This is a genomic window from Spirochaetota bacterium, assembly GCA_038043445.1.
Taxonomy (GTDB): domain Bacteria; phylum Spirochaetota; class Brachyspiria; order Brachyspirales; family JACRPF01; genus JBBTBY01.
The window spans coordinates 24,090-40,357 of the sequence record JBBTBY010000003.1; the positions used below are offsets into that span (position 1 = coordinate 24,090).

A 16,268-nucleotide genomic window follows, 5' to 3' on the forward strand; every position below is an offset into this window, starting at 1 on the left:
ATGCCCGAAGGCGATATCAGGAACGATCCATGGTACAGAACTGCGCTTACGCATGACGCGCTCGGGGCGCATCTGCGTCTTGCCGTACCGCACGATGTGTTCTCGACGATGCGCATCGATGAGGGTACGCTCCTTCTTCTCGAGAATCTCCCGGCGAAGGAGCCGGCGCATGTCCTTGACATGGGTTGCGGCTACGGCGCACTCGGACTCCCCATCGCAGCCCGCTTCCCTGCCGCGCAGGTTATCCTGGTCGACCGCGATCTCCTTGCCGTTCACTGGGCGAAAACGAACGCTCTCGCACATGGTCTATCCAATGTCTCGGTATACGGCAGCCTCGGATATCGCGATGTCCCCGAAGAAGAGCGTTTCGATTGGATACTCTGCAATGTACCGGCGCGCATCGGAGAGCCGTTCATCCGTCACCTCCTTGCGTGCGGGCGGACGCGGCTTACGGAGACCGGAGAGCTTCGCATCGTGGCGATAAACGATCTTTCCCCTGTGATCGAGGGGATCGGTGTCAGCGAAAAAATGCCGCTCGTGAAAGAAGGGCAGAGCGCATCGCATGCGGTCTACTCGTTGATGGCGGATCCATCGTTCACGAGAGACACAGCCGCGCCGGACGCTCTCTATCTCCGCGACACGGTCGCTGTTGACGGCTTGAGCTTCGACCGCCCGTTCGATATCGGCGGCGACGATCCGCGTCGATTGAAAAGCGCCGTGCCGATATTCCTCGACGCGATCATGAACCATGCCCCCAGACGAGTGCTCGCATTTCGACCCTCATACGGCATTCTCCCGCTCGTATCGCGCATGCGCTTCCCCGATGCCGATATTATCGCCGTGGAGCGCGACCTCCTCGGCATCGAGTATATCCGCCGCAATGCAAAGAAGAATTCGCTCGCCGGTGAAAAGCTTGTGCTCTGCGAGGCCCATCATTTCCCCGCATCGATAGCGGACGACGAGTTCGACCTCGCCGTCGGCGAACTTTCTTCCTCCGCCGGAAAGAACGTTGCACTCGCTGAGCTCAACGCGCTCGCACACGCCGCCGGAAAGAACGGTATCGCGCTCGTGCTTGCGCTTGAGAAGAACGATAGGGAATGGATACGCCCGTCAGCATCGCGGCAGCAATGCTCGCTCACGCGGCTTATTTCGCGTGACGGATATGTGCTTTTTCAGGTGCGGCGCTAGGCCATTTCGAACTACGAAAAATACGAAATTAGGAAAAATGGGAAGGGATTGAATAGTAGCCCCCCTTTTTTCGTGCTTTTCGTTAATTTCGTTGTTGCCATAAATTGACTTTCCTCCGATTATTCCTATGGTAGTCGTACGAGAGCATGGAGATCATATGAAGAAACCAAAAATCGATTATAAAACGGTCGATGAATACATCGCACAATGCCCGAAGGAGATCCGTCCGACACTTAAGAAATTACGGGCAACGATCCGGGCCGCCGCACCTGACGCTGACGAAAGGATATCATACGGCATGCCGGGATATTATATGGAGAGGCCGCTCGTGTATTTCGCCGCGTATAAGAACCATATCGGGCTCTATCCCGCGCCGAGCGGCATCACGGCCTTTAAAAAGGAATTAGCCGGATACGCATGCTCAAAGGGTGCGATACAGTTCCCCCTCGACAAACCGCCGTTCGCTTTGGTGCGTGCAATAGTGAAATATCGGGTGAAAGAGTCCGGCAACAAGGCCGTTATGAGAGCAAAGCGATAATGCTATCACCTCGTTGCGGGCGGGCGACGATGCCGATCAGCCGATGACGCGCTTCAACGCCTCGTACGATGTTGTTATCGTCTTCTGTTCCGCGCGAAGCTCTTTTATGAAGGCGTGGTTGTCGAAGGTGCTTCGCACCGCGGCAAAATCATTCTCGCCGTCGCCGTCGATGCCGTAACCGATGGCCGAGTATGCGCCGAATTCCTTCGCAGCATCGCGTTCCACCGTGGTCAATATCCGGAGCGATGCATCCTTCCACGCGGCAAGCCGCTCAGCCAATTCCGGAAGCGGCATTTCAGACGGCGCCTTCCCGTAGCGCGAAGCGAACGCCGCGCAGAGCCAATCCCATTCATCGTTCCGGTAGGAATCGTGTATCGCGCGGAAACGCACGAGCATGGCGTCGTAGCATCCGATCGTGCCTTTTTCAACATCGCGGATGAGCGTTTCTATCTTCGCCTGCGGCGCGATAAGCCCGGCTGCATCTATCCACGCACCGCCGTTGGGTGTTCGCATCGGCTCAAGCGCCTTTCGTATCCCGCGCGGCGTACGCTGCCCGGCAAGTCGCGTCACAATGCGGTCGCCGAAATATTTATCGAGTATGGTCCGGTAATGATCGAGTGCGATACCGATGAGCGAACGCTTCATGAGTATGCCGCCGACCGTGATGAACTCGGCACTAGCCGCCGCTTTTCCGCTCGCGTCATTCGTTTCGTGTCCGCCGAGGATGGCGAGCGCGCGCAGCACCTTCTGCATCGTGTAGGGGGAAAGTACATCGAAGGTTATGAGATCGAGCGGTGTTGAGACCGTTCGCCGGTCGCGTGCGGGCCATTTCCTGCCGTCGCGCCGTATCCCTGCCGAAAAGAAATTCTTTCCGGGCAGTATCATCGAAACACCGCGCTCTTCGGTGATCGACGAGAACGGCAGCTCCGAGGTATCGAAATTCGAATAATGCCTGCCGATGACGGTAGAAAACGCGCCGATGCGGCACGGCCAGAGGAGATAGCAGAACGATCCCGTCTTGCACCCGCGTTCGAGCACGCCCTGATGCAAGGGGCCGAGGCGATACTTGTGATTTGACTGATTCGTACCGCTCCCCGCATTGAAGAACGAATATGCCGCTGCGATGAGAAGCGTGGGGCGATGATGCGTGACCGTATACGGACCGCCGAACACGGAGCACGCCTCCGAATGGAACGCCTCCGCATTGGCGAAGAACACCGAGTTCTCCGATGAGAACTGACGCCCGATGCGGCATCCCTCGCCTGCGATCGTCCCCGCGATGACGGCGCCATCTTTGATGGATGCCCCTTTCTGGAAAATGAAATTCTCGGCGATAACGCCGTTGCCGACGACGGTCTTTGCCTCGCGTGACGAATCGACGGTCCCTTCCTTTATCGACTGAATGCCGTTCACTTCCGCGCATTCGCCGATGGCGACATTGACCACCTTGTTCACATTGATGATGCGGCTCCCGCTCCCGATGGGGGCCCTGTCCGCCTGTACGCTCTTCGCGTAACTGTCCGCCATTGCGTTGATGCGTTCGATGAGACGCTTCCGTCCGCGATAGAACACGGCGAGATACGCTATCTGCGCGCTCGTACGCGCGGTTATCGGCAATTCACGCCCGCCGCCCTCGTTCAGCACCGGCACGCGAGCGGCATTCCCGAACGCTGTTTTTCCGCGGCACTCTATCGTACCCGCGTTCTCTATGAGCACATCGTCCCCGATGACGAGATTGGAAAGCCAGCCGCGCACATCGGAAATATAGCATCCATTGCCGATGACGACATTATTGAGCTTGGCGCGGTAAAGCCCCGCGGTACGCGGTACGGAATCGTGATAGGAAAGCGTTCCCGAAAGTCTGCCGATCTTCACCGCACCCTGGAACACAACGGCACGCACGCGTTCCGGGTCGAAACCTTCCGCTACGAGCACGCGGTCCCAATTCTCCGACGTACAACCGTTCTTAAGGAGCGCATCGCGCTCGGTGTTCGTCAGACGGCGAAAGGCTCCGCCTTCTATCTTTTTCTTTTTTGCTTCACGCGGTGAGGTTTTTTTTCTGGCTCGCCGTTTCGCCATTTATTTCTTCGTCGCTATCGCGTATGTATCGCGGGCGATGGCCCCTTCCTCGTTCGTGGGAACGACCATGAGCTTGATCGCGGACGATGATGCCTGTATCTCGCCTTCCTTAACGGAAGCCGTGTTCTTCGACGCATCGAGGATAATGCCGAGCTTTTCCATGCCGGAGAATATGCGCTTCCTCATGATAGGGCCGTTCTCGCCGATACCGCCGGTAACGATGATGGCGTTTGCACCGTTGAGTACCGCAAGATAGGCGCCGATATATTTCCGGATGCGGTAGGCGAATATCTCGAGCGCGAGCGCCGCACGCCCCTCGCCCTTCGCCGCCTTTTCCTCAAGGTCGCGCACATCGTTCGAAACCCCGGAAATGCCGAGGAGGCCCGACTTCTTATTGCAGAGTGTGTCAACATCGTCAAGTGAATAGCCTTTGCGCTCGAGATAGAAAATGATGGCGGGGTCGAAATCGCCGGTGCGTGTGCCCATCACGAGGCCTTCAAGCGGGGTGAGTCCCATGGTCGTATCCACGCATTTGCCGTTCTTTACCGCCGCCATGGAGCAGCCGTTGCCGAGATGACAGGTGATGGCGTCGAATTGATCGAACGGTTTCTTGAGGAGTGCTGCCCCTCGTTCGGCGACATAGCGGTGCGAGGTGCCGTGGAAGCCGTAACGGCGCACCTTGAATTTTTCATAAAGCTCGTACGGGAGCGCGTAGAGATACGCCGTTTCCGGTATCGTCTGATGGAAGGCGGTGTCGAAGCATGCCACCTGGGGCACCGACGGGAGGAATTTCTTCGCCTCGCGTATACCCGTGAGGTTCGGCGGATTGTGGAGCGGGGCGAGATCGCAGTATTCCTCAATGACCTTCTCCACGCGCTCGTCGATGAGCATGGATGCGGTGAATCCCTCGCCCCCGTGGACTACCCGGTGGCCGCAGGCGCCTATCTCGTCCATCGATTTTACCGCACCCTTCGCCGGATCGGTTAACATATGTTCAATGACCGAAAGACCTTCCGTATGGTCCTTGATCTCGCGGACGAGCTTTATCTCGTCGTTCCCGCGCTTCATCGATGCATCAGACCCCTTCTCCCCGATACGCTGCACCATACCCTTGGCAATGACATCGCCCTCAGGCATTGAAAAAAGCTGGAATTTTATCGATGAACTGCCGCAGTTGAACACAAGGACTTTCATAGTGACTCTCCCGCGGGAGAACATACCACTACTTCATTCGCTTGTCAACAGGTTTTATGCCTTTGCTGAAGAGTATCAGTTTTCAGCCGCCGGTCTATATCGTCCGCAGATCTGAACCGCATCTCTGTTCCCGTATAGTGTTTCCCGACATCGGCGGCATGATTGTCCGTTGCATAGAGGAGCTTACATTCATTCTGCGAATGATACAGTATCGAACAGCCGTAATGGTCCTTCACGACAAGGCCGGACATGCCGCGGCGTTTTGCCAGAGCTATCAGCTCCGACACCGTCCTGCAGCCGTCAGAGTTGCTGCTGTGGCAGTGAAGGTCATAGCGATACTTCATCATTCTTTCTTTTGCTTGCTTGCGCGTCTGTATCTGCATTCGATGTAGAGCAGCGGTACGCCATTGGATGCATCGAAGTCTTCGGGCAATCGCAGTGCAACCAGATACTCCCGTATATCGCCCGGCGATTCGCGCATGAATATAAGGTATATGCCGTCCAGTAGCGCATGTATGTATAGCGATCATCGTCCCCGGCTATGCTGGGTGGCCCGGAGAGAAGACTTGCCTTGAAGTATAAGCTCGGCGGGATATCGGAATCCGTGAATTCGCTGTCAGCAATAGCCGATGCATTCTTCAGTGTATGTTCACCAAGTCTTCGGATTTGTATCATCGGGGGCCTCCATCGGTATTAGATACAGTATACCGATGGAGTGCGACAATACCTGTCGTCTTGATTCGCTTCGGGATCTCCGAAGATCTGCGTACTTTCCAGTTTCGTGCTGCAGCGAATACACACACTCACCCCCTCGGGGCTCCCCCTCTCTCACGGGGAAGTGAGAGAGGGGGAGAGCACAATCACTGTAAATAATTTTCTTGGTGTATCTAGTCCCGCTATTCATACATGATGGGAATGGGACGTCCTCCCGCTCAATGTACACTAGCCGCGAAATGCGCAGATCCCCTTCCCCTCTCTCACATCCCCGTGAGAGAGGGGAAGGGGCCGGGGGATGGGGTGAGTGCATTGAAGGGGAACAAAATTTATTTTGTAAGAATACAATCGACTTGGATAACCAATTCTATGACTCCATTTAAAATGCAATGAAATATTTCACGCAGATGTCGCAGATTTTTTATACTCATCTGCGTAATTTGCGAAATCTGCGTGAAACTCTTACCACAGACCATTTCGCTCGCCACCAAGTACTGAGGCGTTAGATGAATCCAATGGCGCTGCGCCTATCCAATGGATTATCCTCAAGCTCACAGGCTTCCCTGAAGTCCGCCATGGACACATGCGCACGGCGTTCGCTCGAAGCGCGGTACGCCGCCGTAATGACGGCGTTCTTGATGCGTCCGCCGGTATACGCATAGGTACGCGCAAGAAGAGCGAAGTCGATATCCGCGGCAAGCGGCATTGCAGGCGGCACGTTCGCGCGCCATATACGCTCGCGGAGCTTCGCCGTCGGCAGCGGAAAATCGATGCGAAAATTGATGCGCCGCTCGAACGCACGGTCAATGCTCCCTTTTACATTCGTGGTGAGCACCATGATGCCGTTGAAGCGCTCAAGCTGTTCGAGGAATATGTTCACGAGGTTCGCGTACATACGCGACACACTGCCGCCGTCCGCGGTCTTCTGTGCAAGCAATGAATCGCATTCATCGAGTATGATGAGTGCATCCGTGCCGTTCATCTTCTCGAACATGCGGTAGAGGTTCTGTTCCGATTCGCCCACGTAGGGGTTAAGGAGCGAGGGCAGCGAGAATGCTTTCGCCTCTTTCCCGAGATCATCGGCGAGCGCGTACGCGCAGGCGCTTTTCCCGGTCCCGCTCTCGCCCGAGAAAAGTGCGATGATGCCGTTGCCGCGGGGGAACACTTTATCGAAACCCCATTCCTTCCATATATTGTCGCGGTTGCGGCAGGAGTCCGCGAGATGCTTTATCTTCTTCCCGGTAGCATCATCAAGAATGATATTCCCGAGGTCGAGCATGCTGTGGCGTTCCACGGAATTGCCGAGCACGCGTCGATTAGCGGTCTTCTGCTCCGCTGCAGCACTTTCGAGATCGGCCATAGAAAGCGTCGGGGCAGCGCTGTCGCGGTTAAGCGCGCGGTATATCGCGGTCAATACGGAGTTTTTGATAAGACCGCCGGTGATGGGATACTTTTCCGCAAGAAGCCGCAGATCGACATCGTCCGCTCTCGGGATGCGGTCGGATATGTGCACATCCCAGATACGTTCACGTTCCGAGCGAGTGGGTATATCGAAATCGATGGTCATGAGAATACGCCGCCGCATGGCCTCATCGATGATGTAGCCGAGATTGGTGGCGAAGATGACGATGCCGTCATAGCGTTCTATCTCGCGGAGCACATCGCTCATATAGCCGTTGCCGGCGCGCCTGTCCGCGAGAAGGTCCTCGCCCTCATCGAAGAACACAATCGCATTATGCATCTTCGCTTCGGTAAGGAGCATGCGCAGATGATCGGCGAAACCGCGCCTCCCTTCATGATTAAGATCATCAATGCTCACGGAGAGCACGCGCCGCCCGAGACGCTGTGCGAGGGCATAGGCGAGCATGGTCTTGCCGGTGCCGCTTTTTCCCTGGAAGAGGAGCACCGCCGCTGTTCCATAGGATATTATCTCTTCGTATCCGAGCGCCTTCATCTTCGTGAGATAATCCGCATGATTCTCCACAAGCGCAAGGAGACGCTCTTTCTTCTCCGCATCGAGTATCACGTTCTCCCAGCGCACCTTGGGCTCAACAAGCCGCGTGAAATTGCTTAATTCCTCGGCCACATCCGTTATGCCCAGTATCCTGTTCTCAGCCGCCGCGGAAATGATGAGCTCGGGATTGTGATTGCGCATCTTGTTCGAATAGATGATGCTCGAACGTATGAGCGTCGAATTGCGTGAAAAATACCGCTCAATGGCAAGGCGCTCCTCTATCGTCGCGGAATACCGGAACACGAGCTCTGAAAGGTAGATGTCCGTGCCCTCGAAATTGGATGCGAACACGGCGAAGAGCATCTCCTGCTCATTATGATCGAGCCCGTATTCGGCGGAGAGCGCCTCAATTCCCGGCACAAAGCCGGATAGTCCTCTACGCACCGCCGCCTTCGCTGCAAAAACATCCACCCTCCTCCGCGCTTCCATTGCCGCTTCCGGGTCGCTTTTAAGAAGTCGTACCGTGTTGGCATTCGTTCGGCTATCACAATGATCCTCGCCGGAGGGCTTTTCTGCGAGCAAAAGAAGCGTGCGCATGGAGTGGAGCGCCAATCTGTCGTCCAATTCCTCAAGATTCGTCCGATACGGCGCTTCGCTCTCCATTTCCCTGAACGAAAGCTCGAGATTCCTTCTCTGGAGCGCGTTGTCGGCATAGTCATCATCATCGAGCTTTCTTTTCCGTACCGGGCGTATCATTTCATTCATGGTGCAACTCCATGACTAAATATACCGCATGAATACGACAGAATTTGTCGCGCGGCGGCGGTGATAAATTCCTGATAAACATGTGGCTGCAATTGAATTCGAAAAAGAAAACGTAATTGTAAAATACGTTTCTATCGTATAAGGATTTACTCAATATTAAGATGAAAAGAAAAAACATTAAGCGCGCCTTAACTTCATACAACAGCCGCTATACGCTCCGCTTCTCACTACCTTTCCCCTCGAAAAGACTTCGTCACGACTTCGACAAGCTCAGGACGGCGCTCAGCCCAAATCGGTAAATTCTTTATCGCCTTTCCCGCACCATGCTGCGACCTCCTCCTGTATTTCATTGAAATAGTTCTCCGCATTCGTACACATGATAACCGCCGTGCGTAAATCCTTCGCTTTTTCCGTCAGCCCCCGCGCATCGCATGCCAATGCGAGCATGAGCCGCAATTTACCGGCACATTTGCCGCAGATGATCTTTTTTGCGGTATTCGATAATTTTTGAACGCGGCATCGAAGTCCGTATCGGTACTGCCGACGAGGACATGATACACGTCCGAAAGCTGTTTCAGCGTGACCGTTCTGCTTTTTTTGAGCGGGCAATAAGATATCGTTTTCATCGCATGGACAAAGTCACCGATCGTTCTTTTATCGTTCTGCTTCATCGATACTCCTTACTCGTCCGTCTTGAACCCGAGCATTTTCTGCCTGTTCTGATTGCGCTCTATCTCCTTTAATGCTTTCTTCACATCCTCATCATCGATGCATATCTCCGCGGACGTCCCTTTCTTAAGCGCATTACGCATGATGCAGGTGGAAAGCTCCACGGCCATGGCCCCCGACATGACGGTATGCTCCGGTATGACGTCATTGAACGATGCGAACGATGTCCGTAAGCCCGAGAGTTTCTTCGTCACAAGATCGATGATGCACGATCTCCCGAGCTCCCCGAGGAAGATCCTGGCATCTATCCTCCCGGGCCGCTCTACGACGGCCTTCTCCACGTTATCGATGCGGTTCGTCGTTACCACGACCAGTATGCCGTCATTCTCCTCAAGCCCGTCCAAGTGCGACATGATGGTCGGCACGATGTTCTTCCCATCGTCCCCCGATTCCCTGTCCTTCATGAAGAAATCGATGTCCTCGAGAATGATGACAGCCGGTGCGCCCAGCCGCGCGAGGCGGAATATGCGGTCTATGTCGTCGGAACGGTTCACATCCCCGGCCTTTACCCAGATGACGGTCTCCTGCAGGGTGGTCGCGATTATCTTCGCTATCATCGTCTTCCCGGTGCCCGGCGGCCCGTAGAGCGCAACCCCGCGCTTGAACGGGAGATTCGCTTTGCGGTACGCATCCTTCATGCCGAAGAATCCGAATATCTCGGTCATTACCTCCTTTCGTGCGCGCTCCTCAAGGACGATATCGCTCATGGTCACTTTCTCCTTGAGCTTGATGATGCGCTGATCCCCCGTGAATTTCCCTCCCTTAAGGTCGAGGTCCCCGAACAATGTCTCCTCGAAACAGGAATCGAAGATGTGCTGTACCGTCTCGGCGTCCTTCCTCCGCGCATACACGGTGAGGAAATACCGTGTCCTGCCGTCGAAATTCTCCGACTTCGTAATGCCTGCCGCGCACACGATGCCGTCCTTTTCATACACGCGGAAGCTGTTTATCTCCGCGTATTTGTAGACCTTCTCGCGCACTTCTATGCGCAGCGACGATGCGGCCTTCTCGGAGTCTTCGGGCGTCTGATATTCGACGATGCCGCGCGGCGTATATGCAGCGAAAAGTTTATCGAGCACATGCAGCGCAGGCAGAAGGAGATTTTCCGGGAGCGTATAGACCTTCATCTCAAGGGGCTTGTCCAGGAATGCGATGAGATGCTCAAGCGATATGAACTCGTCAGGGATACGCGTCTTGATGCCCTCATGTATCCTCTCCACATGCGCTCGAAGTTCTTCGTCGGTCATGGTCTCGGAGCTGAACGACGCGATGTGCCGTCCATCGCGGACATCGTGAAGGCGTTTCTCCGTAAGCGTTACCGTCATGTCGCGCGGGGTGCTGTTGAAATGAAGCTTCGTCTTAAATCGGAGCGGAACGGATATCCTGCTGCTCAAAAACTGCAGTACCGGCTTTTCCACTTCTTCGATAGCGCATCCCTTCCCGGGGAGGGATTTGATCACGTCGAGCAGGGGTATCATGTCGAATGTCGTCAGATAGATGACTTGCTCTCCCATAACAGCCTCCTAGAGCTCGCGTTTGATATGTGATCTGATCTCCTTCACTGTCTTCACGTCCGGAATTTTCACCGGATGCTTTCTTGTCCCCAGCTGCACATCGTCCATGTCGTATTGGATCGTGCCGCCGTTCATGTCGATCTCGCCGACCACGGCGCCGATGACCTTTCGGACGGCCTCTTCGCGCACGATGCAGAGATTCCTTCCGGCGATGGGCTTGTCGATCATGATGAAATAGTACGGTGTGTCGTGCTGTATGACGCAGAACCCGATCACGGTGCCCCGAAGCTTTTTCCCGCGCCAGCTGAAGTTCACTATGGCGTCCATCGGGTATTTCATCGTGCGATAGCGCATCGTGTCAAGCTTTTGCGTCAGCTGTTCGGTACAGATTCGCATCGGCATGTGTTTTCGTTTCATGTGAACCTCCTTGTTCATTCTCTTTTTATCCTATCATGGCATTGCGTCAGATCCTGTCATTCACACTCCGCTCCTCACCGTCGTACGGGCAAGCTCGTTTTCCCCGATATCTATGACCTGTACGTCCAGATGCATGGACGATGGCCCCTTTCCATACTCACCGTTCCTTGAGCGGGCAAGGAAGCCATTGATCCGCTTCTTTGCCGATGCATTGATCCGATAGATCTGTATCCTAAGCTGCGCTTCGCTGTAATACCAGCGCACGCGTATCCATCCCTTCCTGAGCAGATCCGCGATGATCTCCTCGCGCGCGAACTGTTCCGAACCGTACGTCTCTCCGTGCTTCCTGAAAACCGCTTCAAGCCGCTTTTTCGTATAGCCGAAACGCACGGGGTCATCGCATATCTTACTGATGTGCTTCTGTTCGACCGTTATCACTTCACCGTCGGGTGCGATGAAGAATGCGTCATGCTCCATCGGTGTCGCTTTCGGCATCAGTTGCCCTCCGGTCGTTCTTTTACGGCCATTGAACTGATCATGAGCATACGGACATCGTTGGGCAAACGTTGAAGGGCGCTCTCTATCAGCTCTTCGATATGCGACGCCTCAACACGGAATATATACGCTATCTCGATAGCTGTCATCGTTATCTCGGAATCTATACCAAGATAGAGCATAAGAACCTTCTTCTCCGCTATCGTCAGTGTGTCGGCGGCTTGCCTTAATGCCCTGGCGATTTTCTTCCTGTCCTCAGCGTTCATGCATGCGCCTCCCTTGTTCTCATATCCGCATTCTATCATGACCATGCGTCAGAGGCTGTCGTACCCTCTGCGGCACTCGCTACCACTCCTTGCGTTCTGGGAATTGGCGCAGCCAGGCATCTACGACATTCGCATATGCAAGCAGTCTTTTCCTTTCGATACGTACGCTGAAGACCACGGTATCATCCCGCATGTCTTCGGGCAGGTGTTCATACGAAAGCTGGATCGAGAGTCGTACCGTGTCCGCATCGGAAGCGATGGCGCTGAAGAACATCGTCGGCTCGGTGAAGAAGAAATCGGGATGTACCGGCTCCGCGTCGCGGCTGAGCGTTATGAGATAATCCCGGAAATGGGAAAGCTCTTTCGTATTGCGTATCGTCGGGCTCGTCAATTCCCATGAGCGGCCGTTATGTCGTGCGTTCACGGTGATATTAAGCCAGGGGAGATCATAGTCTGCATCGGCGTTGTTGGGATATTGATTCCCGGTGACCTGCATCGCAAGGCTGTTCTCTTGTGCCGGGAATACGATCGTGTATTTCCCGTCGATATCCGATGTCGTTATGAATTCGGCAGCGGCAGCGCTCCGAAACATCCCCGATTTGCTATGAATGAGCACAGGTTTCGGCAGCTTGTCAAACGCTGACCGTATGCGTACCCCTTCATCTTCGGTGATCGGCACTTCGCGTCCGTCGACTATCGGTATCCAGTCGACATGAAAACCACGCTCCCCGTACTGGCGGATCATCCATGCATACGGCAGATCGACCGTAAAATGCTCAGCGATATCATCCTCGGTAAGCAGGCAGATGATGGACCGAATGCCTTCTGCTTTGCAGACATCCAGCCATTCATCGACGATGTCGGGGGTGGCATCGTTCAAGCCGTATCCCGGCCTGCTGAAAACAGCCAGTTCATTATCTATTATCCAGCGCGGCCTGTCGTTCATCGCGGCTTCCCTCCGTCAGCGTATGATCGGAGTATACCATGATGCAGCGTCAGATAGTGACGTTCACTTTTTCTTCCGCGGAGAAGGCGGCGAGATACGCGCACGCTTTATCATTGTTTCCTCGCCTTTTGACAGGATAAGGAATTCACGGCCATGCATCACATTATCCGCGTCTTCGGTCACGATCACTTTCGCCCTGTCATGCCTGATGCGCAACTTATCCCCGACCGTCCAAATGACTTTGCAGAACGCGTCATGTATCTTGTCGTATAGTCTTTGTCCCTTGCGGACAATTATCTGTCTTTTTGCTTTCGTTCTTTCCATTGTATCAATTTATGACAATTGGCGCACAGATATTTGAATTTTTTCACCGTCTTCCCTTCCAAGTGATGAACTTCGAGGCATCTGATATCGTTCTCGTTGCAGTTTTCACATTTATACTTTGCTTTTTTGATCTTCCGAACGGCTTTTACTCCATAGACTTTATTTTTAGGACCCACCACATAATTTGCAAGCGCGTTGGCCATAGTGTATTCGACATCAGTCAAATACTTGCTGCAATCACTGATCATCCTTTTTTTGATCCTATTCTTTTGGCCATAGACGAACGACAATATTCTACGTAAATTGAATTTATTCTCATCATCGGCCATCATGACCCTTTTGCTGATGTCTGTATCATTCTTCATAATGTATTTTCCCATTTTATGCACTCCAGTTATTTGTGATATTTGTGAGAATAACGATGTGCAAGTAAAAGTCAATCATTCCCCCGTATATTCCAGTGATATAGTCATCATTCAAATCACATGACTTATGCAATGTAATAACCCTCCGAATCTAGCCAGTTCTTCTGCATCATCGACCGGTTCGACCTCGGCATATTTTCCCAGTATCCTGATATTCTTCATGAAGCATTCCCTCTCCGCCCCGAACCGCGGCATGAGTATTATATCGCCGAGCCTGAGGAAATTGATGTAACTCCCTTCAATGCTGTCAGGATACTGCTTCGAATGCTTCGGCAGACAGGATGCAAGCGTTACTATCTTTATGTCGAGCTTCGCAAGCGCTTTTTTCACCTGTACCGGCGGCGGCATTTCTACTGCGACCGTACGGGCATCGAGGAAGGCAAAATAACCGTCCGCGTGATGCAGCCAGTCGCCGCGCTTCGAAGGGATAAATATCGGATGCGTAATGCCGAGCTTCTTCTGCAGCATCTCGATTATTTCCGCGCGTGTCTTTTTGAGTACTCGGCCTTCGGTAGTTTTTATGTCCCGGCTGTTCCGTTTGAACATGTATTCATCGATGATGGCAACACCTTCACCGTTATGCACGAGATTCCCGCCGTCCCAGACAAGCGGTATCGTTTCACATCTCGTCCCCGGCACAATATCTCTCCCTATCTTCTCGCAGGTGAGCGCGAAGCCCGCGGGAAGATAAGACGGCGCGAACATGGGCTTCATGATCTTTTTTCTGCCGTTCTCGCGTACCGCGAAGCCGGCATAGTCCCGAAGCCAGGGATAACAGAGCGAGGGCTGGATTGCGGCTGTGATATTGTGATCGTCATTTCCGTATTGCGCAGCAAGCAAAGCAAAGTCGTCCTTTGCCCGGAACAGAATGGTTGCCGGTATCCAGAACGGAATGTGGCGTATGATGAGCTGATCGTAGAATGGGACGAGTTTATCATAGTCGTCTACGCGGCGTTTGCCGCGGAATGTATATGAGTGGCGAATGGCCTTCGGATAGGCAAGGAATACACGCGACGGCTTCTTCCAGTCGGGTATCAATTTGATATCGTTGCTTCTCATTTGTACAGCATAGCATGCCTCTGCGACAGAAGCTGACGATGTCATACGCTATAGTGGGAACAGATACAGCTTACTAAGGAGCGAAGACATGATGGAGATACTTGAGCTCAGGAATGACGGAGAAGCAAAGGGAGTGATCCCCAGCGGCATTCATGCCCTTGACGCTATTCTCGGCGGCGGGCTTCGCCAGGGGAATGTGATACTGTTTGCATCCCGTCCCGGATCCGGGAAGACAAGCCTCGCAATAGATATCGCGTACTATGCAGCATTGAACACGTTCAAACCCGTGTGCTTCTGTTCTGCCGAAATGAGCATCGCGGAACTCTCTGAACGATTCCGCAGTCGGACAGCCGGCAATTGCCTTAATGATCATCCTGTTCTTCATCTGCACGACTCCATCCGTACGGTCGCTGATGTTGAAGCGGCAGGTACCGGGAATACACCCGGCCTCATTGTCATCGACTATATTCAGCTGCTGAAGACCGGCAACGAAGGCACCACCGACTCGCCTGATCTTTCCGCGGTCTCATTGGACATAAAACGTCTGGCAAAACGGCTCAACATCCCGATCATCGTGCTTTCACAGCTTCCGCGAAGCAGGAGAGATAGGCCGGATGAACGCCACGATCTCGGTGACCTTCTTGTATACGGAAAGCTTGAGATGAATACCGACGATATCGTATTCCTCTACCGTGACGACACAGCACAAAACGCAGCAATGAGCGAAGCCGAGCTCAGGGTGTTTAAGAATCGCAATGCAAGGCGGCTTGGCACTGTAAAATTATATTTTGATGTGACAAATGCGATGTTTTATAATGCAAATCCATGGTCGGTTTTTATATAGGATAAAACCATATGAAGCAATGTATTTATGAATTAGCAGGGCACTATATCGAAAATACTATCCCATCCGATATTAAAAACGACAGGATTGGATTGTTCACAAGCAAACAAAATGCAATCAGATTTATTAAGAATAATCATAAATATATCAAATCAGAAGAGGAAGGATTTCATTTATTATACCTATCGTTAGAAAAAAGTCTTGCAAATAAAAAGCGGGGTGAAGTGCAAATATCGGTATATTTGCCAAAAGGAAAATATTATGGTGATGATGAAAAGACCATTGACGCGGTAAAACCCTTTCATGGCCGTGCATTGAAAGACCAGAGATTTAAGGTCGGTGATATTGTAATGTTTAATTGTCCTTTTAATAGATTGCAGATTGGAATTATATCGTTACTCCCATTTACTCCTGAAAAAGTAAAAGAAATAACCAAAAATAATTTCGGCGTGGGGGTCCTTGATTCTTCTGATGATGTATATTGCATTCTATACTACGAAAACAACTTACTAAACCATGATCACGCTCCAGAATGTTATATTTTCAAGCCACATGTAAAAATTGATAAGAAATTGATTAAAAGACTGAAAACTGCATTAAAGAAACTAGTAAGAGCAAGAAGAGCAAATACGGCATACAAATCCGACAATGCTGATCTTTAATGTAAATCGTTCTATTCCCGCTTCTTGTTATTTAAATATCTTGAAACATCATCCGTCGTCAGCAGCAGTTCATCCGTCTCAATATACCGTGCCCCGACATTGCCGTTATGATCATCCGTGCTTCCCACCGGGAGCAGACGATTCTTTTCTGCGAA

The 16,268-nt window shown here is 52.8% G+C and carries 16 protein-coding genes; 4 read left to right on the forward strand and 12 right to left on the reverse strand.

Annotated features, from left to right (window positions below; all coding sequences use genetic code 11):
- On the forward strand, positions 1-1,188 hold the full coding sequence (locus AABZ39_00160) for a methyltransferase (GenBank protein MEK6793159.1): 1,188 nt from the start codon (positions 1-3) through the stop codon (positions 1,186-1,188).
- Between the two features lie 157 nt (positions 1,189-1,345).
- Positions 1,346-1,726 carry a DUF1801 domain-containing protein gene (locus AABZ39_00165; GenBank protein MEK6793160.1) on the forward strand — a complete coding sequence of 127 codons (381 nt, stop codon included), beginning with the start codon at positions 1,346-1,348 and terminating at the stop codon, positions 1,724-1,726.
- 36 nt (positions 1,727-1,762) lie between these two features.
- On the opposite strand, the gene AABZ39_00170 is transcribed toward AABZ39_00165, so the two are convergent.
- The 12 genes from AABZ39_00170 to AABZ39_00225 form a co-directional block, all read right to left on the reverse strand.
- Positions 1,763-3,805, reverse strand: coding sequence for a DUF4954 family protein (locus tag AABZ39_00170; GenBank protein MEK6793161.1), 2,043 nt, complete (start codon positions 3,803-3,805; stop codon positions 1,763-1,765).
- The gene (locus tag AABZ39_00175) at positions 3,806-4,999 is read right to left on the reverse strand and encodes an acetate kinase (protein MEK6793162.1); all 1,194 of its coding nucleotides are present in this window, start codon (positions 4,997-4,999) and stop codon (positions 3,806-3,808) included.
- Positions 5,000-5,043: 44 nt separating this feature from the next.
- A complete protein-coding gene (locus tag AABZ39_00180) occupies positions 5,044-5,346 on the reverse strand; it encodes a PHP domain-containing protein (GenBank protein MEK6793163.1) in 303 nt (100 codons plus the stop codon).
- Between the two features lie 869 nt (positions 5,347-6,215).
- Entirely contained in the window at positions 6,216-8,432 is a 2,217-nt protein-coding gene (locus AABZ39_00185; protein ID MEK6793164.1) for an ATP-binding protein, read from the reverse strand.
- Between the two features lie 413 nt (positions 8,433-8,845).
- Positions 8,846-9,103 (reverse strand): hypothetical protein, encoded by a 258-nt coding sequence (locus tag AABZ39_00190; GenBank protein ID MEK6793165.1) that lies wholly within the window; start codon positions 9,101-9,103, stop codon positions 8,846-8,848.
- Positions 9,104-9,112: 9 nt separating this feature from the next.
- Positions 9,113-10,675, reverse strand: coding sequence for an ATP-binding protein (locus AABZ39_00195; GenBank protein ID MEK6793166.1), 1,563 nt, complete (start codon positions 10,673-10,675; stop codon positions 9,113-9,115).
- Positions 10,676-10,684: 9 nt separating this feature from the next.
- Positions 10,685-11,092: a hypothetical protein gene (locus AABZ39_00200; GenBank protein ID MEK6793167.1), complete on the reverse strand. Its 408-nt coding sequence runs from the start codon at positions 11,090-11,092 to the stop codon at positions 10,685-10,687.
- Between the two features lie 60 nt (positions 11,093-11,152).
- Entirely contained in the window at positions 11,153-11,587 is a 435-nt protein-coding gene (locus AABZ39_00205) for a hypothetical protein (GenBank protein ID MEK6793168.1), read from the reverse strand.
- The gene (locus AABZ39_00210; GenBank protein MEK6793169.1) at positions 11,587-11,853 is read right to left on the reverse strand and encodes a hypothetical protein; all 267 of its coding nucleotides are present in this window, start codon (positions 11,851-11,853) and stop codon (positions 11,587-11,589) included. Before AABZ39_00210 ends, AABZ39_00205 begins: the two co-directional genes overlap by 1 nt.
- A gap of 79 nt (positions 11,854-11,932) precedes the next feature.
- Positions 11,933-12,799 carry a hypothetical protein gene (locus tag AABZ39_00215; GenBank protein MEK6793170.1) on the reverse strand — a complete coding sequence of 289 codons (867 nt, stop codon included), beginning with the start codon at positions 12,797-12,799 and terminating at the stop codon, positions 11,933-11,935.
- Positions 12,800-12,862: 63 nt separating this feature from the next.
- The gene (locus AABZ39_00220) at positions 12,863-13,123 is read right to left on the reverse strand and encodes a hypothetical protein (protein MEK6793171.1); all 261 of its coding nucleotides are present in this window, start codon (positions 13,121-13,123) and stop codon (positions 12,863-12,865) included.
- 476 nt (positions 13,124-13,599) lie between these two features.
- Positions 13,600-14,607, reverse strand: a complete 1,008-nt coding sequence (locus AABZ39_00225) for an agmatine deiminase family protein (GenBank protein ID MEK6793172.1) — start codon at positions 14,605-14,607, stop codon at positions 13,600-13,602.
- 88 nt (positions 14,608-14,695) lie between these two features.
- Between AABZ39_00225 and AABZ39_00230 the strand changes: the two genes are divergently transcribed.
- Together AABZ39_00230 and AABZ39_00235 are read left to right on the forward strand one after the other, a co-directional pair.
- Positions 14,696-15,451, forward strand: coding sequence for a DnaB-like helicase C-terminal domain-containing protein (locus AABZ39_00230; GenBank protein ID MEK6793173.1), 756 nt, complete (start codon positions 14,696-14,698; stop codon positions 15,449-15,451).
- A gap of 11 nt (positions 15,452-15,462) precedes the next feature.
- The gene (locus AABZ39_00235) at positions 15,463-16,113 is read left to right on the forward strand and encodes a hypothetical protein (protein MEK6793174.1); all 651 of its coding nucleotides are present in this window, start codon (positions 15,463-15,465) and stop codon (positions 16,111-16,113) included.
- The last annotated feature ends 155 nt before the right edge of the window (positions 16,114-16,268 follow it).